Origin of the sequence: Pengzhenrongella sicca (genome assembly GCF_017569225.1) — a bacterium.
GTDB classification, from domain to species: Bacteria; Actinomycetota; Actinomycetes; order Actinomycetales; family Cellulomonadaceae; genus Pengzhenrongella; species Pengzhenrongella sicca.
This window is the reverse complement of sequence record NZ_CP071868.1, coordinates 401,073-418,503: the sequence shown is the minus strand read 5'-3', so window position 1 is coordinate 418,503 and position 17,431 is coordinate 401,073. Positions and strand designations below refer to the sequence as shown.

Genomic DNA, 17,431 nt, shown 5'->3' with positions numbered 1-17,431 from the left:
GGAGTCCCCGTGGCCACCGCCCGATCGTCCAGGTTCGCCGCTGCAGCAGCCCTCGTGCTGATCGGCGTGACCGCCGGCTGCTCCGCCGCGAACCCCATCACGACGACGCGTCCGTACGCCGCGTCGGACGGCGTCCGCCTGGAGCTCGGCTCCTCCCTCACCGCGGAGAACCTGCTGATCATCACGGCGGCCGAGGGCGAGCCGGGGGCGCTCATCGGCGGGCTGACGAACCGGGGCGACGCCGCCCTCGTGGTCTCCGTCGCCGCCGACGGCGCGCAAGAGGCCACCGTGCGCGTGCCCGCCGGGGCCACGGTGCTCCTCGGCACCGACGAGGACGACCCGCTCACGCTCGACGCCGTCGCCGTGCCGCCGGGCGGCGTGCTACCCGTGACGATCTCGACGCCCGAGGGGGGCAGCGAGCAGCTCAGCATCCCGGTGCTGGACGGCACCCTGACCGAGTACGCGACGCTCGTTCCGACGGCCGACCCGAGCTAGCCGGGCGAACTCGGCCGGGCGAACAGCCGGCCGAGTGAGCCGGGCTGCTCAGCCGAAGCGGCCGGAGATGTAGTCCTCCGTCGCGCGCTCGCGCGGCGACGAGAACATCGTGGTGGTCGCGTCGACCTCGATCAGCCGGCCCGGCAGGCCGGTGCCCGCGATGTTGAAGAACGCGGTGCGGTCGGAGACGCGGGCCGCCTGCTGCATGTTGTGCGTCACGATGACGATCGTGTAGTTCGCCTTGAGCTCGGAGATCAGGTCCTCGATGGCGAGGGTCGAGATGGGGTCGAGCGCGGAGCACGGCTCGTCCATGAGCAGGACCTGGGGCTTGACCGCCATCGCCCGGGCGATGCACAGCCGCTGCTGCTGGCCGCCCGACAGGGACGACCCGGGCCGGCCGAGCCGGTCCTTGACCTCGTTCCAGAGGTTGGCGCCCTTCAGGGACGACTCGACGAGGCTCTCGGCGTCCGACTTGGAGATCCGCCGGTTGTTCAGCCGCACTCCGGCAAGAACGTTCTCGGCGATCGACATGGTCGGGAAAGGGTTCGGTCGCTGGAACACCATGCCCACCGACCGACGCACGGCCACGGGGTCGACGCCGTCGCCGTAGAGGTCGACGCCGTCCATGGCCACCTTCCCGACGACGCGCGCGCCCGGGATCACCTCGTGCATCCGGTTCAGCGTGCGCAGGAACGTCGACTTGCCGCAGCCCGAGGGGCCGATGAACGCGGTGACCGAGTTGGGCTCGATGTTCACGTTCACGTCGGCGACAGCGAGGAAGTCGCTGTAGTAGATGTTCAGGTCTTTCACATCGATGCGCTTGGCCACGGTGTCCTTCTGTTCTACGTCGGGGCTGATCGTTTGTCGGTGGGGCGAGCGAGTCAGCGCAGCGCCTTAGGGGCGAACAGGCGTGTGATGAGCCGGCCCGCGAGGTTGAGCAGCATGACGATCAGGATCAGCGTCAGGGCAGCGGCCCAGGCGCGGTCGTAGTTGATCGTCGGGATGCAGATCGCGGCCGGGTCGTTGCAGGGCACCAGACCCTGGCTGTACTGCCGGTAGACGTAGACGGGCAGGGTCATCATGCGGCCCTGGAACACGTTGAAGTTGATCGAGTCGATCACCCCGACCGTGATGAGCAGCGGCGCGGTCTCCCCGATCACCCGAGCGACCGCCAGCATGATGCCGGTGCCGAGGCCGGCGATCGCCGTCCGCAGCACGACCTTGATGATGGTGAGGTACTTCGGCACGCCCAGCGCGTAGGCGGCCTCCCGCAGCTCGTTGGGCACGAGTCGCAGCATTTCCTCGCACGAGCGGACGACGACGGGGATCATCAGCACCGACAGGGCGACCGCCCCGACGACGCCGAACCGCACGCCCGGCCCAAAGACGACCGCGAAGAGCGCGTACGCGAACAGGCCGGCGACGATGGACGGGATTCCGGTCATCACGTCGACGAAGAACGTGACCGCGCGGGCGAGCCGTCCGCGGCCGTACTCGGCGATATAGATCGCGGTCAGCAGCCCGATCGGGACCGAGATGATCGCCGCGAGGCCCGTGATCAGGAGCGTGCCGATGATGGCGTGGTAGATGCCGCCGGAGTCCATGCCGCCGAACACACCACGCATCGACACCGTCAGGAAGTACGGCGTCAGCCGCTCGATCCCGTTGGCGATGACGGTCCACGACACCGAGATCAGCGGGACCAGGGCGAGGCCGAAGGCCACGTACACGAGGCCGGTCATCATGCGGTCGGTGACCCGCCGCCGGCGATCGGTCCCGGCGAGCATGACGCGCGTGCTCTCGCTCGGGTCGAGGCCGCCCCCGGCGGCCGAGCCTGCACTGAGTGTGGTCATGTCAGTTCGCCCCCGAGAAGTCCTTGCGGCGCGCGACGATCGCGCGCGCAGCCATGTTCACCGCGAGGGTGATGACGAAGAGCGCGAGGCCCGTCGCGATGAGCGTGCTGACCCCGAGCGGATCCGCCTCGGGGAACTGCAGGGCGATGTTCGCGGCGATGGTCTGGTGCTGGCCGACCTTCAGGAGCGCGAAGGAGTAGAGGGCTCCGGGCGACAGGATCATCAGCACGGCCATCGTCTCGCCGAGGGCCCGGCCGAGGCCGAGCATCGCGGCCGAGATGATGCCGGGCCGCCCGAACGGGAGCACCGACATCCGGACCATCTCCCACCGCGTCGCGCCGAGGGCGAGCGCGGCCTCCTCGTGCAGCTTCGGCACCTGGAGGAACACCTCGCGGCACACGGCGGTGATGATCGGCAGGATCATCACGGCGAGCACGATGCCGACGGTGAGGATGACGCGGGGCGGGTCCGAGGCAGGCCCGGAGAAGAGCGGGATGAAGCCGAGCGTGTCGGACAGCCAGGTCCACACCGGCGAGAGCAGCGGCACGAGCCAGAGGCCGCCCCAGAGGCCGTAGACGACGCTCGGGATCGCGGCGAGCAGGTCGATCACGTAGCCGAGGCTGTTCGCCAGCCGCCGCGGCGCGTAGTGCGAGATGAACAGCGAGATGCCGATCGACACCGGCATCGAGATGACGAGCGCGATCGTCGCCGAGAGCAGGGTGCCGAACACGAGCGGGCCCACGAACTGGAGCAGGTTCTTGCCGTCCGGGAACCAGCTGATCTCGTCGGACAGCACGCTGGCGCGGGTCGTCATCGCTGGCCACGCGCGCAGGATCAGGAACAGCGCGACGGCCGCCAGGACCACCAGGATCAGCGCGCCCGCGCCGGTTGCGGCCCAACGGAAGGCTTTTCCGGCGGCGCCTTCCATCGAGCGGCGCCGCGGCGCCGGGTCGACCGGCGGCACCGGGGCCGGTGGCTTGAGACTCGTGCTGGTCGTCACGTGTTCTCCGGGTGAGGCGTTCGGATGTGGAAAAGAGGCTACGGCCGAACCGGAGACGCTGTCACCGGGTCAGACCTGTGGGGCCCGGCCCCGCCCGTCGTGGGCGGGGCCGGCCCCCGGTCTAGCTACGTGCTGGACTGCTACGTGCTGCACTGCTACCTACCGGACTGCTACCTGCTGGACTGCTACCTGCTGGTGGGTCAGGCGCCCGCAGTGATCGAGTCGATCGCGGCGACGACGTCCGTGCGCAGCTCCTCCGAGATCGGCGCGGAGCCAGCGGCGCTCGCGGCGGCGGCCTGTCCCTCTTCGCTCGCGATGTAGCCGAGGAACGCCTTGACCAGCTCAGCGTCAGCCTCGTCCGCGTAGGACGTGCAGGCGATCGCGTAGGAGATCAGGACGAGCGGGTAGGTACCCGCCTCGGTCGTCGTGCGGTCGAGCTCGATCGCGATGTCGTTCTCCACGCGACCCTCGACGCGCGGAGACGCGTCGACGACGGCCGCAGCACCCTCGGGCGAGTGGCCGACCCACTCGTCGCCGACCTTGATCATCGCGGTGCCGAGCTCGCCCGCCTTGGACGAGTCGGCGTAGCCGACCGTCCCGTTACCGCCCTGGACGGTCTGGACGACGCCCGACGTGCCCTGGGCGGCCTGCCCACCGGCGACCGGCCAGACGCCGTCGGCCTCGTACGGCCATGCCTCGGGCGCCGTGGCGGCGAGGTACTCCGTGAAGTTGTTCGTGGTGCCGGACTCGTCCGAGCGGTTGACCGGCGAGATCGCCAGGTCGGGGAGCGTCACGTCCGGGTTGTCGGCCGCGATCTCGGGAGCGTTCCAGTTGGTGATCTTCTGGTCGAAGATGCCCGCGATGACGGCCGGCGAGAGGTTCAGCTCGTCGATGCCCTCGATGTTGAAGATCACGGCGATCGGGCTGATGTATACGGGGAGGTCGATGGCCTGGCCGCCGACGCACGTCGTCGCCGACTCCGTGATCTCTTCGTCCTTGAGCACCGAGTCCGAGCCGGCGAACAGCACGCCACCCTCGAGGAACTGGGTGCGACCGCCGCCCGAACCGACCGGGTCGTAGTTCACGTTGACGTCGGGGTTCACGGACTGGAACCCGGCGCGCCACGCCTCCATGGCCGACTCCTGCGAGCTGGCACCGGCGCCGTTCAGGTCGCCGCTCAGCTCGGTGGCCGCGGAAGCATCGTCGGCGGGCGCAGTGCTGCCCGAGCCAGTCGCGTCATCCGAGCCGCACGCGGCGAGGGAGATGAGCATGGCGCCCGCGAGGGCGACCGCCCCGGCGCGGCGGTGGAGGGAGAGCTTCACAGTGGTCCGTCCTGTCGTCGTCCGCGCGCACTGATTGCGCCCGGCCACCGCTGACGCTAGGGACGACAGATGACCAGGTCGTCCGCCCTGGATGAACACACGGTGAACGATGGGTGACCATCGGCCGGGCAGGACGCGACGCACGTCACTGTGCGGCCTGAGTCACGAGGCGGCGTCGTCCATCATCTTGTAGCCGAGCCCGCGGATGGTGAGCAGGACCTGCGGGCTGCCCGGATCCGGCTCGATCTTCGCCCGGACCCGCTTGACGTGCACGTCGAGCGTCTTCGTGTCGCCTACGTAGTCCGACCCCCACACGCGGTCGATCAGCTGCGTGCGGGTGAGCACCCGGCCCGCGTTGCGCAGGAACAGCTCGAGCAGCTCGAACTCCTTCAGCGGCAGCGCGACGCGCGTGCCCCCGACCTCGACCGTGTGCCCGTCCACGTCCATCCGGACGCGGCCCACCTGCAGCGTCGCGTCGTCGTCCTCGAGCTCCGGCGCGCCCTGGCGGCGGCGCAGCACCGCGCGCACCCGCGCGACGAGCTCACGGTAGGAGTACGGCTTCGTCACGTAGTCGTCGGCGCCCAGCTCGAGGCCGACGACCTTGTCGATCTCGCCGTCCTTCGCGGTGAGCATGATGACCGGCACGTCGCCGCGCGCGCGCAGCTGGCGGCACACCTCGGTGCCGGACAGGCCCGGCAGCATGAGGTCGAGCAGCACGAGGTCGGCGCCGCCCCGATCGTACTCGGCGAGCGCCTCCGGGCCGGTCGCGGCGGTCGCGACCTCGTACCCGTCCTTGATCAGCTGATAGGTCAGGGGGTCGCGGTACGACTCTTCGTCCTCGACGAGCAGGATGCGGGTCACGCCTGTACCTCCTGGGTGTGGGCCGACGCCTGGGGTCCGGGCGGCAGGTTGGCAGCGGGCAGTCGGAGGGTGAACGTCGATCCGCGTCCGGGCTTCGACCAGATCACGACGTCGCCGCCGTGGTCGGCCACGACGTGCTTGACGATACTCAGGCCGAGCCCCGTGCCGCCGGTGTCGCGCGAACGCGCGGGATCGACCCGGTAGAACCGTTCGAACACCCGCCGCTGCTCGTCGGGCGAGATGCCGATCCCGTGGTCGACGACGGCGATCTCGACGAGGTCCCCCTCGCACCGGACCCCGACCCCGACGTGCGTCCCGGGGCCGGAGTAGGCGACCGCGTTGTCGAGCAGGTTCCGCACGGCCGTCACGAGCATCGCGTGGCCGCCGTAGACCTGCGCGCCGCTGTCGCCGCCCGCGTCGATCGAGATCAGCTTCGCCGCCGCCGTGGTGCGCGCCCGGTCCACTGCCTCAGCGACCACCGCGTCGATGTCGACCAGCGCGAGCGCGCCGACGCCGCCGTGCACCTGCAGCCGGGACAGCTCGATGATCTCGTGCACGAGGGCCGAGAGCCGGGTCGACTCCTTCTGCATCCGTCCCGCGAACCGGCGCACCGCGACGGGGTCGTCTGCCGCGGCCTCGACCGTCTCGGCGAGCAGCGCGAGCGCGCCGACGGGCGTCTTGAGCTCGTGCGAGACGTTCACGACGAAGTCGCGGCGGATCGCCTCGAGCCGGCGCGCCTCGGTGCGATCCTCGGCGAGCAGGAGCAGCAGCGTGGGGCTCACCCTCGCGATGCGCACCTGCACCATGAGCGTGCCGCGCCCGACGGGGCCGCGGGGCAGCTCGAGCTCCTCGTCCCGGATCTCGCCCGTCCGCCGCACCTCCGCGATGAGCCGCAGGATCGAGGGGTCGGCGATCGCGCCGTCCCGGACGACGCCGAAGGCGTAGGCGGGCGCGCTCGCGCGCAGGACCCGGTCATCGACGCCGAGCACCACGACCGCCGAGCGCAGGACGCTGAGCACTCGCACGAGGCCCTCGTCGAGCTCCGGCTCGGGTCGCGCGGGTATGCGGTGCTGCGCCCGTTCGCTGTACCGGAAAGCGAAGCTCGCGGCGAGCCCGACGAGCAGCCCAAGCAGGCCAGCGGTCACAATGCCAGATCCGTTCACTCTGTCAGACTACGGTTGCGCACGGGCGTCGATGGTCTGCGACGGGGCGCCACCGGTCGCGCCCCTGAGTGTTCATCTATGGTCGGGACTGCGTTCATCCCGCAGTGCGAGGCTGGGTCAAAAGTCGAGAAGAGGTTGACACATGCGAGAGATTTTTGAGGCTGAGCTCAAGCAGGTCGGGTCCGACCTGGCCGAGATGAGCCGCCAGGTTGAGATCGCGATCAGCAACGCCGGGACGGCACTCCTGACCGCCGACCTGCACCTCGCGGAGACGGTCATCGTGGCTGACGAGGCGATCGACGCGTTCGAGCGGGACCTGGACACGCGCTGCGTGCACCTGCTCGCGCAGCAGGCGCCGGTCGCGACCGACCTGCGCGTGATCGTGACTGCCCTGCGGATCAGCTCGTCGCTCGAGCGGATGGGGGACCTCGCGCGGCACGTCGCCGAGTTCTCGCGCCGGACCTACCCGAACCCGGCGGTGCCGCAGGCGATCTCGGGCACGTTCGCCGACATGCACATCGCCGCCACCCGCGTCGCGCAGCGCACGACGGCGCTGATCGAGACGCGCGACATCGACCTCGCGAAGAGCATCGAGGAGGACGACGACCGGCTCGACGCCCTGCACGAGGACAACTTCACCGCGCTGCTCGGCGGGCACTGGAACGGCACGGCGCAGCAGACGGTCGACACGGCGCTGCTGAGCCGGTACTTCGAGCGGTTCGGCGACCACGCCGTCTCCGTCGCCCGCCGGATGGTGTACCTCGTCACGGGCGACTTCCCCGAGGATCACCCCACCGACGGCCGCGCGCGCCTGTAGCGCACGCGCTCAGCACCAACACAAGCAGCGTCCGCGTTCCGGGAGGAACGCGGACGCTGCTGTCGTTAGTGCTGGTCGAATGCCGGGCTGGTTGCTACTTGCCCTGGTTGGCGACGGCCGCGATCGCTGCCGCCGCAGCGTCGGCGTCGAGGTACCGGCCGCCGGGGACGGTCGGCTTGAGGTTCTCGTCGATCTCGTACACGAGCGGGATGCCGGTCGGCACGTTCAGGCCGGCGATCGAGTCGTCGTCGATGCCGTCGAGGTGCTTGATGATCGCGCGCAGCGAGTTGCCGTGCGCGGCGACGAGGACGGTCTTGCCGGCCTTGAGGTCAGGGACGACGGCGGACTCCCAGTAGGGCAGCGCGCGCGTCAGGACGTCCTTGAGGCACTCGGTCAGCGGCGTCGGCTCGCCTGCGTAGCGCGCCTCTGCGTCCTGCGAGAACTCCGAGCCGAGCGCGATCGCGGGCGGCGGAACGTCGTACGACCGGCGCCACAGCATGAACTGCTCGTTGCCGAACTCGTCGCGGACCTGCTTCTTGTCCTTGCCCTGGAGGGCGCCGTAGTGGCGCTCGTTCAGGCGCCAGCTGCGCTTGACCGGGATCCAGTGCAGGTCGGCCGCGTCGAGCGCGAGGTTGGCGGTCATGATCGCGCGGCGCAGCAGCGACGTGTGGACGACGTCCGGGCGCACGCCCGCCTCGGTGAGCAGCGTCCCGCCACGAATGGCCTCGGCGGTGCCCTTCTCCGACAGCGGGACGTCCACCCAGCCCGTGAACAGGTTCTTTGCGTTCCATTCGCTCTCGCCGTGGCGGAGCAGTACCAGGGTGTAGGTCATACCGTGCATCTTGCCGCACTCGGCCCGACCGGTCACGGGACCTCCGGCCACTGGGACGCCGGTCAGCCGCGGCGGCGCTGCCCGGCGAGCGCGTAGACCTTCAGGAGCTGCTCGGCCGCGGCGGCCCAGCCCTGGCGGGCACCGGCCCGCGCGGCGCGGACGCCCAGGGCGAGCCGGGCGGCGTCGTCGGCGAGGAGGTCGGCGAGGGCGTCGGCCCACACCGCCGGGTCGTGCGACGGGACGAGCCGGCCCGTCACGCCGTCCTGCACGACCGTGCGCAATCCGCCGACGGCTGAGGCCAGCACGGGGGTGCCGCAGGCCTGGGCCTCGGCCGCGACCAGCCCGAACGACTCGCTCCGAGACGGCATCGCGACCACGTCGGCGGCGCGGTACCAGTCGGCGAGCTCGGCGCGCGGGACCGGCGGCCGCATCAGCACGTCGGCGCCGACGCCGCAGGTCGCGGCGAGCCGCTCGAGCTCGCGGACCGAGTCCTGGCGCCCGCTCGGCCCGCCCAGCAGCACGAGCAGCGGGACCGGTCGGCCGGTCGCGGCGAGCACCGCGATCGCGCGCACGAGCACGTCGGGGGCCTTGAGCGCCTGGATCCGGCCGGCGAACAGCACGACGGGCCGGTCGGCGGGCAGCCCGAGGCGGGCCCGCAGCGCCGCGCGGCCGCCGGCCGCCGGCAGCGGCGGGTGAAACAGGTCGAGGTCGAGCCCGGGCGCGACGACGTGCACCGCGGTCGGATCGGCGCCGTAGCGGCTGACGAGGTCGTCCGCCTCCTGCGCGGTGCTCGCGACGAGGGCGTCCGCCGCGGCGACCACCTGCTCCTCGCCGATGACGCGGCCGCGCGGCTCGGGCGCGTCGCCGGGCGCGAGCGCCGCGTTCTTGACCTTGGCGAGCGTGTGCATCGTGTGCACCAGCGGGACGTCCCACCGGTCCGCCGCGAGCCAGCCGACCTGCCCGGAGAGCCAGTAGTGGGAGTGCACGACGTCGTAGTGGTCCGGCGCCCGGCCCGCCTCGGTGCGCAGCACGCCGGCCGTGAACGCGCAGAGCTGGCCCGGCAGGTCGGACTTGTCCAGCCCCTCGAACGGGCCGGCCGGGATGTGCCGGACGAGCACGCTCGGGTCGCCCTCATCCAGCTCGACGACGTCCGCCTGCCGCGAGGCGGTGGAGCGCGTGAAGATCTCGACCCGCGCGCCGAGCCGCGCCAGCGCGCGGGACAGGCCCGTGACGTACACGTTCAGGCCGCCGGCGTCCCCGGTGCCCGGCTGGGCGAGCGGCGAGGTGTGGACCGAGAGCATGGCCACGCGGGGCTGCTCGATGCGCACGGGACTCCCAGGGCCGAAGGACAGGTCTCCTAGTGTCCCTCACGCCTGGTCCGGCGACGACGCCGGCCCCGCCCGAGCACACCCCCATTGGTGCGATCAGGCGGGGCCGGGCGTCGCCGGCGGGTCGAGCAAGCCCACTGAACCACTCCCCAGCCGCCCATGTCTGTGCCGATAGGTCACAATTGCACCGTCAATGCCGAAACCGGGATCAGACGGGCGCCCGTCGCAGCGCGAGCCAGGCCCCCGCGCCCCCGAGCGCGCCGATCCCGGCGAGCAGCGCGACGGCGGTCAGCGGGACGAGGTCGGCGAACCAGGTCCCAACGCTCGGCCAGGAGTCCGACCACGCGATGACGGCGATCGGCACGACCAGCGCGAACCCGAGGCCGATCAGCAGGGCGACCACGCCGGTCGCCCGGTAGCGCGACCAGACGGCGGCGAACGCCAGGCCGAGTCCGACGAAGAACACCATGGGCAATGCGTAGATCGCCAGCAGCTGCCAGTCGGGCACGTCCGTGAGCCACGGCACCCGGAAGAACCGGCCGCCGAGCCCGAATCCGCCGGTCGCCCGCTCGAGCAGGTTCAGGCCCAGCAGGATCACCGCGCTCGAGACCGCGAAGGCGCCGAGGAACAGGAACGTCCCGCGCAGGAAGTCGCGGCGGGTCACGCCGAGCCCGAGCTGGAACGGGAACCCGCGCGAGATCAGGACCGAGATCATGGCCCAGGAGAAGCAGTACAGCGACGCGAGCCCGCCCGTGCCGTTGGCGGCGGCCTCGGGCAGCAGGGCCCAGACGATGAGATTGATGACGAGCGCCGAGGCGAGGACGGCCCACGGGAGGACGAAGACGGTGGCGTGGTCCATGAGGTGGATGCGCGCGACGGCGAGGGTGCGGTTCATCGCGGAGCCCGGTTCACGCACAGTCCGGTTCATCGCGCACCCGCCGTGGCGTGGATGACGAGCTGCTGCAGGGAGACCGGCGCGAGCTCGAGGTCGAGGTCGCGGGCCCGGACCCGGTCGGCGGCGGTCAGGCGGCCGAGAACCGTCACCTTGGCGTACGCCCCGAGGTCCTCGCGGTGCAGCACCTCGCGGCCGGCGATGAACTGCTCGACCCGGGGGCTCGGGCCGGTGACGGCGGCGGCCGTGCCGCGGACGTCGTCGGCGTCGGCGTCGAGCACGACCCGCCCGCGGTGCACGACGACGACGCGCTCGAGCAGGGTCGCGACCTCGTCGATCAGGTGCGTCGACAGCACGACGGTGCGCGGGTGGGCGGAGAAGTCCGCGAGCAGGGCGTCGTAGAACACCTGGCGGGCCGCGGGGTCGAGGCCGAGGTACGGCTCGTCGAACATCGTGATCGGCGCCCGGGCCGCGATGCCGACGACGATCCCGAGCGCCGAGGTCATGCCGCGCGAGAGCTTCTTGACGGGCCGGTCCTGCGGCAGGTCGAACGCCGCGACGAGGCGGGTCGCGACGTCGTCGGCCCAGGTCGGGTAGAGCAGGCGCGCGGCCGCGAGCACGTGCCCGACCCGGAAGTTCTCCGGGTACACCTGCGACTCCCGCACGAAGCAGATGCGCTGGGCGACGGCCGCGTTCTCGAACGGGTCGGCGCCGAACATGGCCACCGAGCCGCCGCTCGGGCGGTCCTGCCCCGCGAGGATCCGCATGAGCGTCGTCTTGCCGGCGCCGTTGCGCCCGAGCAGGCCGTGGATGCGGTCCGGCTCGAGCGCGAAGCTGACGTCCGCGAGCGCGTGGGTGCCGCGGAACTCCTTGGCGACGCCGCGCGCCTCGATGACCGGGCGCACGCCCGCGCCGGCGTCCGCCCGCGCCGGGGCGGGCGCCGGGGTGCTCACGAGCGGCTCCGCTCGTCGATCAGCGGGCCGTCGAGCAGCGGGCCATCGAGCAGCGGGCCATCGCTCTGCCGGCCATCGAGCGGGCCGTCGCTCTGCTGGCCATCGAGCGGGCCGGCGAGCAGCCGGCGCAGGTCGGCCGCCCCGATGCCGAGCCTGGTCGCCTCCCGCACGAGCGGGGCGACGTACTCGGCGACGAACGCCTCGCGGCGGCGGTCGAGCAGCCGCCCGCGGGCCCCAGTGGTCACGAACATCCCGATCCCCCGCTTCTTGTAGAGCACGCCGTCGGCGACCAGCGCGGACACACCCTTGGCCACGGTCGCCGGGTTGATCCGGTAGAACGCGGCGAGCTCGTTGGTCGAGGGAACCTGGGCCTCCTCGGCCAGGGTGCCCTCGAGGATGTCGGCCGCGATCCGCTCGGCGATCTGGACGAAGATCGGCCGGCTGTCGTCGATGACGCGCCCCCAGCTTCTGGCTAGTCGGTTACTTACCTAAGTAACTAACCATGCGGGCGCGGGTGCGTCAACCCCTGCGCTACCGGGCGGGGACGACGCAGGCTGGGCTGGGCAGGGCGAGGCTGGCCGTCGGGGTCGTGGGGCCCAGCGCGGTGAGGGTATGGGTGAGCTGGTTCGCGACGACGGTCCAGCCGTCGACGCGGGCGAAGTGGCGCGGCCAGCTGCCGCCGCTGTCCGCCTGGCCGGCGGGCGCCAGCCCGCCGGTCGCGGCGTCGACCGCGAAGGTCGCGACGACGTCGGCGCCACGCACGCTCACGAGCAGCCGGTCGCCGTCGAGCACGACGTGCGCGGGGTAGACGTGACGACCGCTGCGCAGCGGCGCCGCGGTCGCCTCGAGCGCCTGCACGGGGGCGGCCGTCGCGGTCGCAGCGTCCCAGCGCAGCACGCGAACGCTCACGTCGAGCTCGCCGAGCACGTACAGCAGCCCGCCGGGGCCGGCGGCGAGGTGCCGCGGCCCGGTCCCGGGCGGCAGCGTCGCGGCGACCCCGTCAGCGGTCAGCAGCCCGCCGGTCTCGATGCGGAAGCGGCGCAGCTCGTCGGTGCCGAGATCGACCACGAGCAGGTGGGCCGAGCCCGGCGCGAGGGCCACGAAGTGCGCGTGCGGGCCGTCCTGGCGTGCGGCGTCGGGCCCCGAGCCGGCGTGGGCGAACACCTGCACCGGCCCGCCGGCCGTCAGCACGTCGCGCGTGAAGGCGCCGTCGGCGTCGAGCGGCAGCACCCCGAGGGTGCCCGAGCTGTAGTTGGCGACGTAGAGGGTCTGCGCGTCGGGCGCGAGCAGCAGGTGGCACGGGTCGGCGCCGCCGGAGGACACCACCGCGAGCGCGCCGAGCTCGCCGCGCGGCCCCGCGGCGAACGACGTCACCGTGCCCGACGCCGTCTCGCCCGCCGCGTAGACGACGCGGCCGGCCGGGTGCACGGCCAGGAACGACGGCGCGGGGGTCGCGGCCGCCAGGTGGGCGCCGCCGAGGGCTCCCGTCGCTGGGTCGAGCTCGACGCTCCAGATCCCCTCCCCCAGCCCGGCCGGGGTGCCGGCTCCGGCCGCGGGGTACGTACCGATCCACAGGCGCGTCACCGTCACGCTCGCAGCCTAGGCGCGAGCGGCGAGTGTGGGCGATCTGCTCTTCGCGGCGCTCATGTGGGCGATCTGCCGGTCACGAGCCGGCAAAGTCAAGGTGTGGGAGCAACGCCGGGGGTTATGCGGCGAGTAGCAGCTGGTTCAGCCGGTCGGCTGGGGTTTGTAGGTCCAGGGTCGGGCGGGGTCTGCGGTTCAAGGTAGCCGCAACTCGATGCAGGTCCGCGGGGGTATGTACGGCCAGGTCGGAGCCCTTTTCGAACCAGAATCGCAGGAGCCGGTTCGTGTTCTCGTTCGTGCCGCGCTGCCAGGGTGAGTGCGGGTTGCAGAAGTAGAGCGTCGCGTCGAGCGCGGTCTGGATCTGGGCGTAGTGGGCGAGCTCGGTTCCGCGGTCCCAGGTGATCGAGCGACGCAGATGTTCGGGCAGGCTGCTCATCTCGCGGATCATCGCTGCCGCGACCGCGCCTGCACTGTGATCGTCGGGCAGGTGCAGCAAGATCGTGAATCGGGTGCTGCGCTCGACCAGAGTGCCGATCGCGGTCCCGTTGCGGCCGATGATGAGGTCACCTTCCCAGTGCCCAGGGATCGCCCTATCCTCGACCTCGGCTGGCCGGTCACTGATCTTGAACGCCTCCTTGTAGGGGCTGCTCTTGTGCCGGTCAGCGGTATGGGGAACTCGCTTCTTGCGTTGCAAACTCAGCTTCTTGGCCAGGTCAGCGCGCAAGTTCCCGCGACTTTGGACGTAGAGAGCGCGGTAGATCGTCTCGTGGCTCACCTGCATCCCCTGATCATCGGCGAAGGTGAGCGCCAGCATCGACGAGATCAGCTTCGGGCTCCACCCGACGTCCATCCACGCAGCGATCTGCGCGCACAACGGCGCGTTCGCGACCAGCTTCAACGGCTTCGGCCGCCGCCGGGCCTGATGGGCCCTGGCATGGGCGAGCGAGGCGTAATAGGCCCCGTCCGGGCCCGCGTTGCGCCTGACCTCTCGCCAGACCACGGACTTGTCCCGACCGATCGCCTGCCCGATCGAGGCATAGCTCATGCCCGTGCGCCGGCCCATCTCGATCATCCCCCGATCGGCCAACGTCACCATCCGCTCGCTGGCGTCGCGATCCGTTCGTGGCCCCGGGTCAGCCAGACCACCCAAGCGCCCACTGCGCAGCTCCATCCCCCCAGCCTGGGCCCACCACCGGAAACCCGTGGCCCCAACAGCACCGACACGCGCAGAAGCAGCCTCAACACTCAGACCACCACAGACCAGATCCACAAACCGAGCCCGAGTGCCCTCAGGGAACTTGACCATCACAACGCTCCTTCAACAGGGGCGTTGCTCCCACCATATGAATCTGCCGCCCGCGCGGGGGACCGAACGCCCACACCCGCGCCAGCCTGAACGCGCGCAGCCTGAACGCACGCGGCGCCCGCACTCCGGCGGGAGTGCGGGCGCCGCGCGAGACCTCGACGGGGGTGCGGGTCAGCGCGACCCGCGACGCTTGTTGACCAGGTCGAAGGCGACCGCGAGCAGCAGCACGAGGCCCTTGATGGCCTGCTGCCAGGCGGGGTCGACGCTCATGATCGACAGCCCCATGTTCAGCACGCCCATGATCAGCGCGCCGACGATGGCGCCCGAGACCCGGCCGATGCCGCCCGTCACGGCGGTCCCGCCGATGAAGCACGCCGCGATCGCGTCGAGCTCGAAGTTCTGGCCCGCGGCGGCGGTGGCCGCCCCGGCGCGCGACGTCGTCACGATCGCCGCGACGCCGGCGAGCACGCCCATGTTGACGAAGATCCAGAAGTTGACCCGGCGCGTGTTGACGCCGGACAGGATCGCCGCGTGCAGGTTGCCGCCGATCGCGTAGACGTGCCGGCCGAACACTGTGCGGCCCATGACAAAGCTGTACGCGATGATGAGGAAGCCGACGATGATCAGCACGACCGGGGTGCCGCCGCGGCTGCCCGCGAGCACCCACGCGAGCGCCCCGATCAGGGCCGAGAACACCACGAGCTTGGCGACCATCGCGCCGAGCGACTCGGCGGTCAGCTCATGCTTGATCAGCGTGCGCCGGGCGCGCACCTGGGAGAACACGATCGCCGCGATCGCGAGCGCCCCGAGCAGGAGTGTCACGAGGTCGCGGTTGGCCAAGTACCCGAGGAAATTGGGCAGCGACCCGTTGGAGATGTCGACGAACGGCTGCGGGAAGCCGGACACCGTGACGCCGACCAGCACGATCGCGAGGCCGCGGAAGATGAGCATCCCGGCGAGCGTGACGATGAACGCCGGGATGCCCACGTAGGCGACCCAGAAGCCCTGCCACGCGCCGACGACCGCGCCGAGCAGGAGGGCGAGCAGGACCGCCACGAGCCACGGCATGTCCATGTTCTTCATCAGCAGCGCGGCCACGCCGCCGACGAAGGCGACCACCGAACCGACCGACAGGTCGATGTGCCCGGCCACGATCACGATCACCATGCCGATGGCCAGGATCATGACATACGCGCTCTGCTGCACGAGGCTGGCCATGTTGTTCGGCAGCAGCAGCTTGCCGTCGGTCAGCACCTGGAACAGCAGGACGATGACCAGCAGCGCGCCGATGATCCCGTACTGCCGGAGGTTGCCGCCGAGTGACTTCCTCAGGGCGCTCGCGCCGCTCGTCGCGGGGGCGCTGGTCGTCGTGCTCATCGGAGTGCTTCCTTCTGCGTGGCTGCGGAGTCCGTCGGGATGGACGCGGCGTCCTTCTGCTTGGTCATGAGGTACATCAGCGCTTCCTGGCTGGCGTCGGCCCGGCTCACCTCGCCGGTGATCCGGCCGGCGGAGAGGGCGTAGATCCGGTCGCACACCCCCAGCAGCTCGGGGAGCTCGGAGGAGATCACGATGACTGCCTTGCCCGCGTCGGCCAGCGCGTTGATGATCGTGTAGATCTCGTACTTCGCGCCGACGTCGATGCCGCGCGTGGGCTCGTCGAGGATCAGCACGTCCGGGTCCGCGAAGACCCACTTGGACAGCACGACCTTCTGCTGGTTGCCGCCCGAGAGCGTCCCGACGACGACGTCGACCGTCGGGGCCTTGATGTTCATGTCGGCGCGGTACTTGCCTGCGATGCGGGACTCGCCGCTCGCGTCCATGACGCCCCAGCGCGAGACCTTGCCGAGCGCGGACGCGGTGATGTTCCGCTTGATGTCCGTGAGCAGGTTGAGGCCGTACTTCTTCCGGTCCTCGGTCGCGTACGCGATGCCGTGCCGGATGGCCTGGCCCACGCTGCGCGGGTGGATCTCCTTGCCGTCCTTGACCAGCCGGCCGGAGATGTTCGCGCCGTAGGACCTGCCGAAGATGCTCATCGCGAGCTCGGTGCGCCCGGCCCCCATGAGGCCCGCGATCCCGACGATCTCGCCGCGGTGGACGTTCAGGTTGGCGTGGTCGACGACGACGCGCGACGTGTCGATCGGGTGGTAGACGGTCCAGTCCTCGACGCGGAGCGCCTCGACCCCGATGTTCGAGGTGTGCTCGGGGAACCGGTGGTCGAGCGAGCGGCCGACCATCGCGCGGATGATGTGGTCCTCGCTCACCGGCTCGGCGCCGTGCATCGCGAGCGTCTCGATGGTCTGGCCGTCGCGGATGATCGTCGTGGTGTCGGCGATCGCCTCGATCTCGTTGAGCTTGTGCGAGATCATGATCGACGTGATGCCCTGGCCCTTGAGGCTGCGGATCAGGTCGAGCAGGTGCGCGCTGTCGTCGTCGTTGAGCGCGGCCGTGGGCTCGTCCAGGATGAGCAGCTTGACGCGCTTGGACAGCGCCTTGGCAATCTCGACGAGCTGCTGCTTGCCGACGCCGATGTCGATGATCTTGGTGTCGGGGCTCTCCTTCAGGCCGACCCTGGCCAGCAGCTTGGCGGCCTCGGAGTTCGTCGCGGTCCAGTCGATCACGCCGCGGGTTGCCTGCTCGTTGCCCAGGAAGATGTTCTCCGCGATCGACAGGAACGGGCTGAGCGCGAGCTCCTGGTGGATGATCACGATCCCGCGGTCCTCGCTGTCGCGGATCTTGCGGAACTCGCACGGCTCACCCTCGAAGAGGATCTCGCCCTCGTACGACCCGTGCGGGTAGACGCCCGAGAGGACGTTCATCAGGGTCGACTTGCCGGCCCCGTTCTCGCCGCAGATCGCGTGGACCTCGCCGCGGGTGACCTCGAGGGTTACGTCCTGCAGGGCCTTGACCCCGGGAAAGGTCTTGGTGATGGCGCGCATCTCCAAGATGGTGCTGTGACTCGACATGTCAGCTCGCTGTCGTGTTCGGGTGTGGACGCGCCCGGAACAGGTGCGCCGGGTCCTGCGGC

At 71.0% G+C, this 17,431-nt stretch carries 17 protein-coding genes; 2 read left to right on the top strand and 15 right to left on the bottom strand.

All coding sequences use genetic code 11. From position 1 onward, the window contains the following. The first annotated feature begins 9 nt into the window (after positions 1-9). The gene (locus J4E96_RS01895) at positions 10-495 is read left to right on the top strand and encodes a hypothetical protein (RefSeq protein WP_227424114.1); all 486 of its coding nucleotides are present in this window, start codon (positions 10-12) and stop codon (positions 493-495) included. A 48-nt stretch (positions 496-543) separates the two neighbouring features. Here the strand turns inward: J4E96_RS01895 and pstB are convergent, their stop codons facing one another. From pstB to J4E96_RS01865, 6 genes are all read right to left on the bottom strand, one after another. Further along, complete coding sequence (pstB, locus tag J4E96_RS01890) at positions 544-1,323, bottom strand: phosphate ABC transporter ATP-binding protein PstB (RefSeq protein WP_227424113.1); 780 nt, start codon at positions 1,321-1,323, stop codon at positions 544-546. Positions 1,324-1,376: 53 nt separating this feature from the next. Beyond that, positions 1,377-2,348, bottom strand: coding sequence for a phosphate ABC transporter permease PstA (gene pstA, locus J4E96_RS01885; RefSeq protein WP_406620218.1), 972 nt, complete (start codon positions 2,346-2,348; stop codon positions 1,377-1,379). Between the two features lies 1 nt (position 2,349). After that, complete coding sequence (gene pstC, locus J4E96_RS01880) at positions 2,350-3,348, bottom strand: phosphate ABC transporter permease subunit PstC (protein ID WP_406620217.1); 999 nt, start codon at positions 3,346-3,348, stop codon at positions 2,350-2,352. A gap of 200 nt (positions 3,349-3,548) precedes the next feature. Next, a complete protein-coding gene (locus J4E96_RS01875; RefSeq protein ID WP_227424112.1) occupies positions 3,549-4,670 on the bottom strand; it encodes a phosphate ABC transporter substrate-binding protein PstS in 1,122 nt (373 codons plus the stop codon). Positions 4,671-4,832: 162 nt separating this feature from the next. Beyond that, positions 4,833-5,531 (bottom strand): response regulator transcription factor, encoded by a 699-nt coding sequence (locus J4E96_RS01870; RefSeq protein ID WP_227424111.1) that lies wholly within the window; start codon positions 5,529-5,531, stop codon positions 4,833-4,835. Then, positions 5,528-6,676 carry a sensor histidine kinase gene (locus J4E96_RS01865; protein WP_406620215.1) on the bottom strand — a complete coding sequence of 383 codons (1,149 nt, stop codon included), beginning with the start codon at positions 6,674-6,676 and terminating at the stop codon, positions 5,528-5,530. The genes J4E96_RS01870 and J4E96_RS01865 overlap by 4 nt, the downstream gene beginning before the upstream one ends. Before the next feature lie 160 nt (positions 6,677-6,836). Between J4E96_RS01865 and phoU the strand changes: the two genes are divergently transcribed. After that, complete coding sequence (gene phoU, locus J4E96_RS01860) at positions 6,837-7,511, top strand: phosphate signaling complex protein PhoU (RefSeq protein ID WP_227424109.1); 675 nt, start codon at positions 6,837-6,839, stop codon at positions 7,509-7,511. 94 nt (positions 7,512-7,605) lie between these two features. Here phoU and J4E96_RS01855 read toward each other — a convergent pair whose 3' ends face one another. From J4E96_RS01855 to mmsA, 9 genes are all read right to left on the bottom strand, one after another. After that, positions 7,606-8,343, bottom strand: a complete 738-nt coding sequence (locus J4E96_RS01855; protein WP_227424108.1) for a phosphoglyceromutase — start codon at positions 8,341-8,343, stop codon at positions 7,606-7,608. A gap of 62 nt (positions 8,344-8,405) precedes the next feature. Next, entirely contained in the window at positions 8,406-9,644 is a 1,239-nt protein-coding gene (gene mshA / locus J4E96_RS01850) for a D-inositol-3-phosphate glycosyltransferase (protein WP_227425629.1), read from the bottom strand. 235 nt (positions 9,645-9,879) lie between these two features. Continuing rightward, a complete protein-coding gene (locus J4E96_RS01845) occupies positions 9,880-10,566 on the bottom strand; it encodes a hypothetical protein (RefSeq protein WP_227424107.1) in 687 nt (228 codons plus the stop codon). 29 nt (positions 10,567-10,595) lie between these two features. Continuing rightward, the gene (locus tag J4E96_RS01840) at positions 10,596-11,516 is read right to left on the bottom strand and encodes an ATP-binding cassette domain-containing protein (RefSeq protein WP_227424106.1); all 921 of its coding nucleotides are present in this window, start codon (positions 11,514-11,516) and stop codon (positions 10,596-10,598) included. After that, on the bottom strand, positions 11,513-11,968 hold the full coding sequence (locus J4E96_RS01835) for a GntR family transcriptional regulator (protein WP_227425628.1): 456 nt from the start codon (positions 11,966-11,968) through the stop codon (positions 11,513-11,515). The genes J4E96_RS01840 and J4E96_RS01835 overlap by 4 nt, the downstream gene beginning before the upstream one ends. A gap of 79 nt (positions 11,969-12,047) precedes the next feature. Beyond that, positions 12,048-13,106 carry a lactonase family protein gene (locus tag J4E96_RS01830; RefSeq protein WP_227424105.1) on the bottom strand — a complete coding sequence of 353 codons (1,059 nt, stop codon included), beginning with the start codon at positions 13,104-13,106 and terminating at the stop codon, positions 12,048-12,050. 115 nt (positions 13,107-13,221) lie between these two features. Beyond that, positions 13,222-14,406, bottom strand: coding sequence for an IS30 family transposase (locus tag J4E96_RS01825; RefSeq protein WP_406620212.1), 1,185 nt, complete (start codon positions 14,404-14,406; stop codon positions 13,222-13,224). 171 nt (positions 14,407-14,577) lie between these two features. Continuing rightward, a complete protein-coding gene (gene mmsB, locus J4E96_RS01820) occupies positions 14,578-15,783 on the bottom strand; it encodes a multiple monosaccharide ABC transporter permease (RefSeq protein WP_227424103.1) in 1,206 nt (401 codons plus the stop codon). After that, entirely contained in the window at positions 15,780-17,369 is a 1,590-nt protein-coding gene (gene mmsA, locus J4E96_RS01815; RefSeq protein ID WP_227424102.1) for a multiple monosaccharide ABC transporter ATP-binding protein, read from the bottom strand. The genes mmsB and mmsA overlap by 4 nt, the downstream gene beginning before the upstream one ends. Between the last annotated feature and the right edge of the window lie 62 nt (positions 17,370-17,431).

Bases quoted from the DNA above. Each gene is read 5' to 3' on its own strand.
- pstA (WP_406620218.1), bottom strand. From the start codon at position 2,348: ATGACCACACTCAGTGCAGGCTCGGCCGCCGGGGGCGGCCTCGACCCG.
- phoU (WP_227424109.1), top strand. From the start codon at position 6,837: ATGCGAGAGATTTTTGAGGCTGAGCTCAAGCAGGTCGGGTCCGACCTG.
- J4E96_RS01855 (WP_227424108.1), bottom strand. From the start codon at position 8,343: ATGACCTACACCCTGGTACTGCTCCGCCACGGCGAGAGCGAATGGAAC.
- mshA (WP_227425629.1), bottom strand. From the start codon at position 9,644: ATGCTCTCGGTCCACACCTCGCCGCTCGCCCAGCCGGGCACCGGGGAC.
- J4E96_RS01845 (WP_227424107.1), bottom strand. From the start codon at position 10,566: ATGAACCGCACCCTCGCCGTCGCGCGCATCCACCTCATGGACCACGCC.
- J4E96_RS01825 (WP_406620212.1), bottom strand. From the start codon at position 14,406: ATGGTCAAGTTCCCTGAGGGCACTCGGGCTCGGTTTGTGGATCTGGTC.
- mmsB (WP_227424103.1), bottom strand. From the start codon at position 15,783: ATGAGCACGACGACCAGCGCCCCCGCGACGAGCGGCGCGAGCGCCCTG.
- mmsA (WP_227424102.1), bottom strand. From the start codon at position 17,369: ATGTCGAGTCACAGCACCATCTTGGAGATGCGCGCCATCACCAAGACC.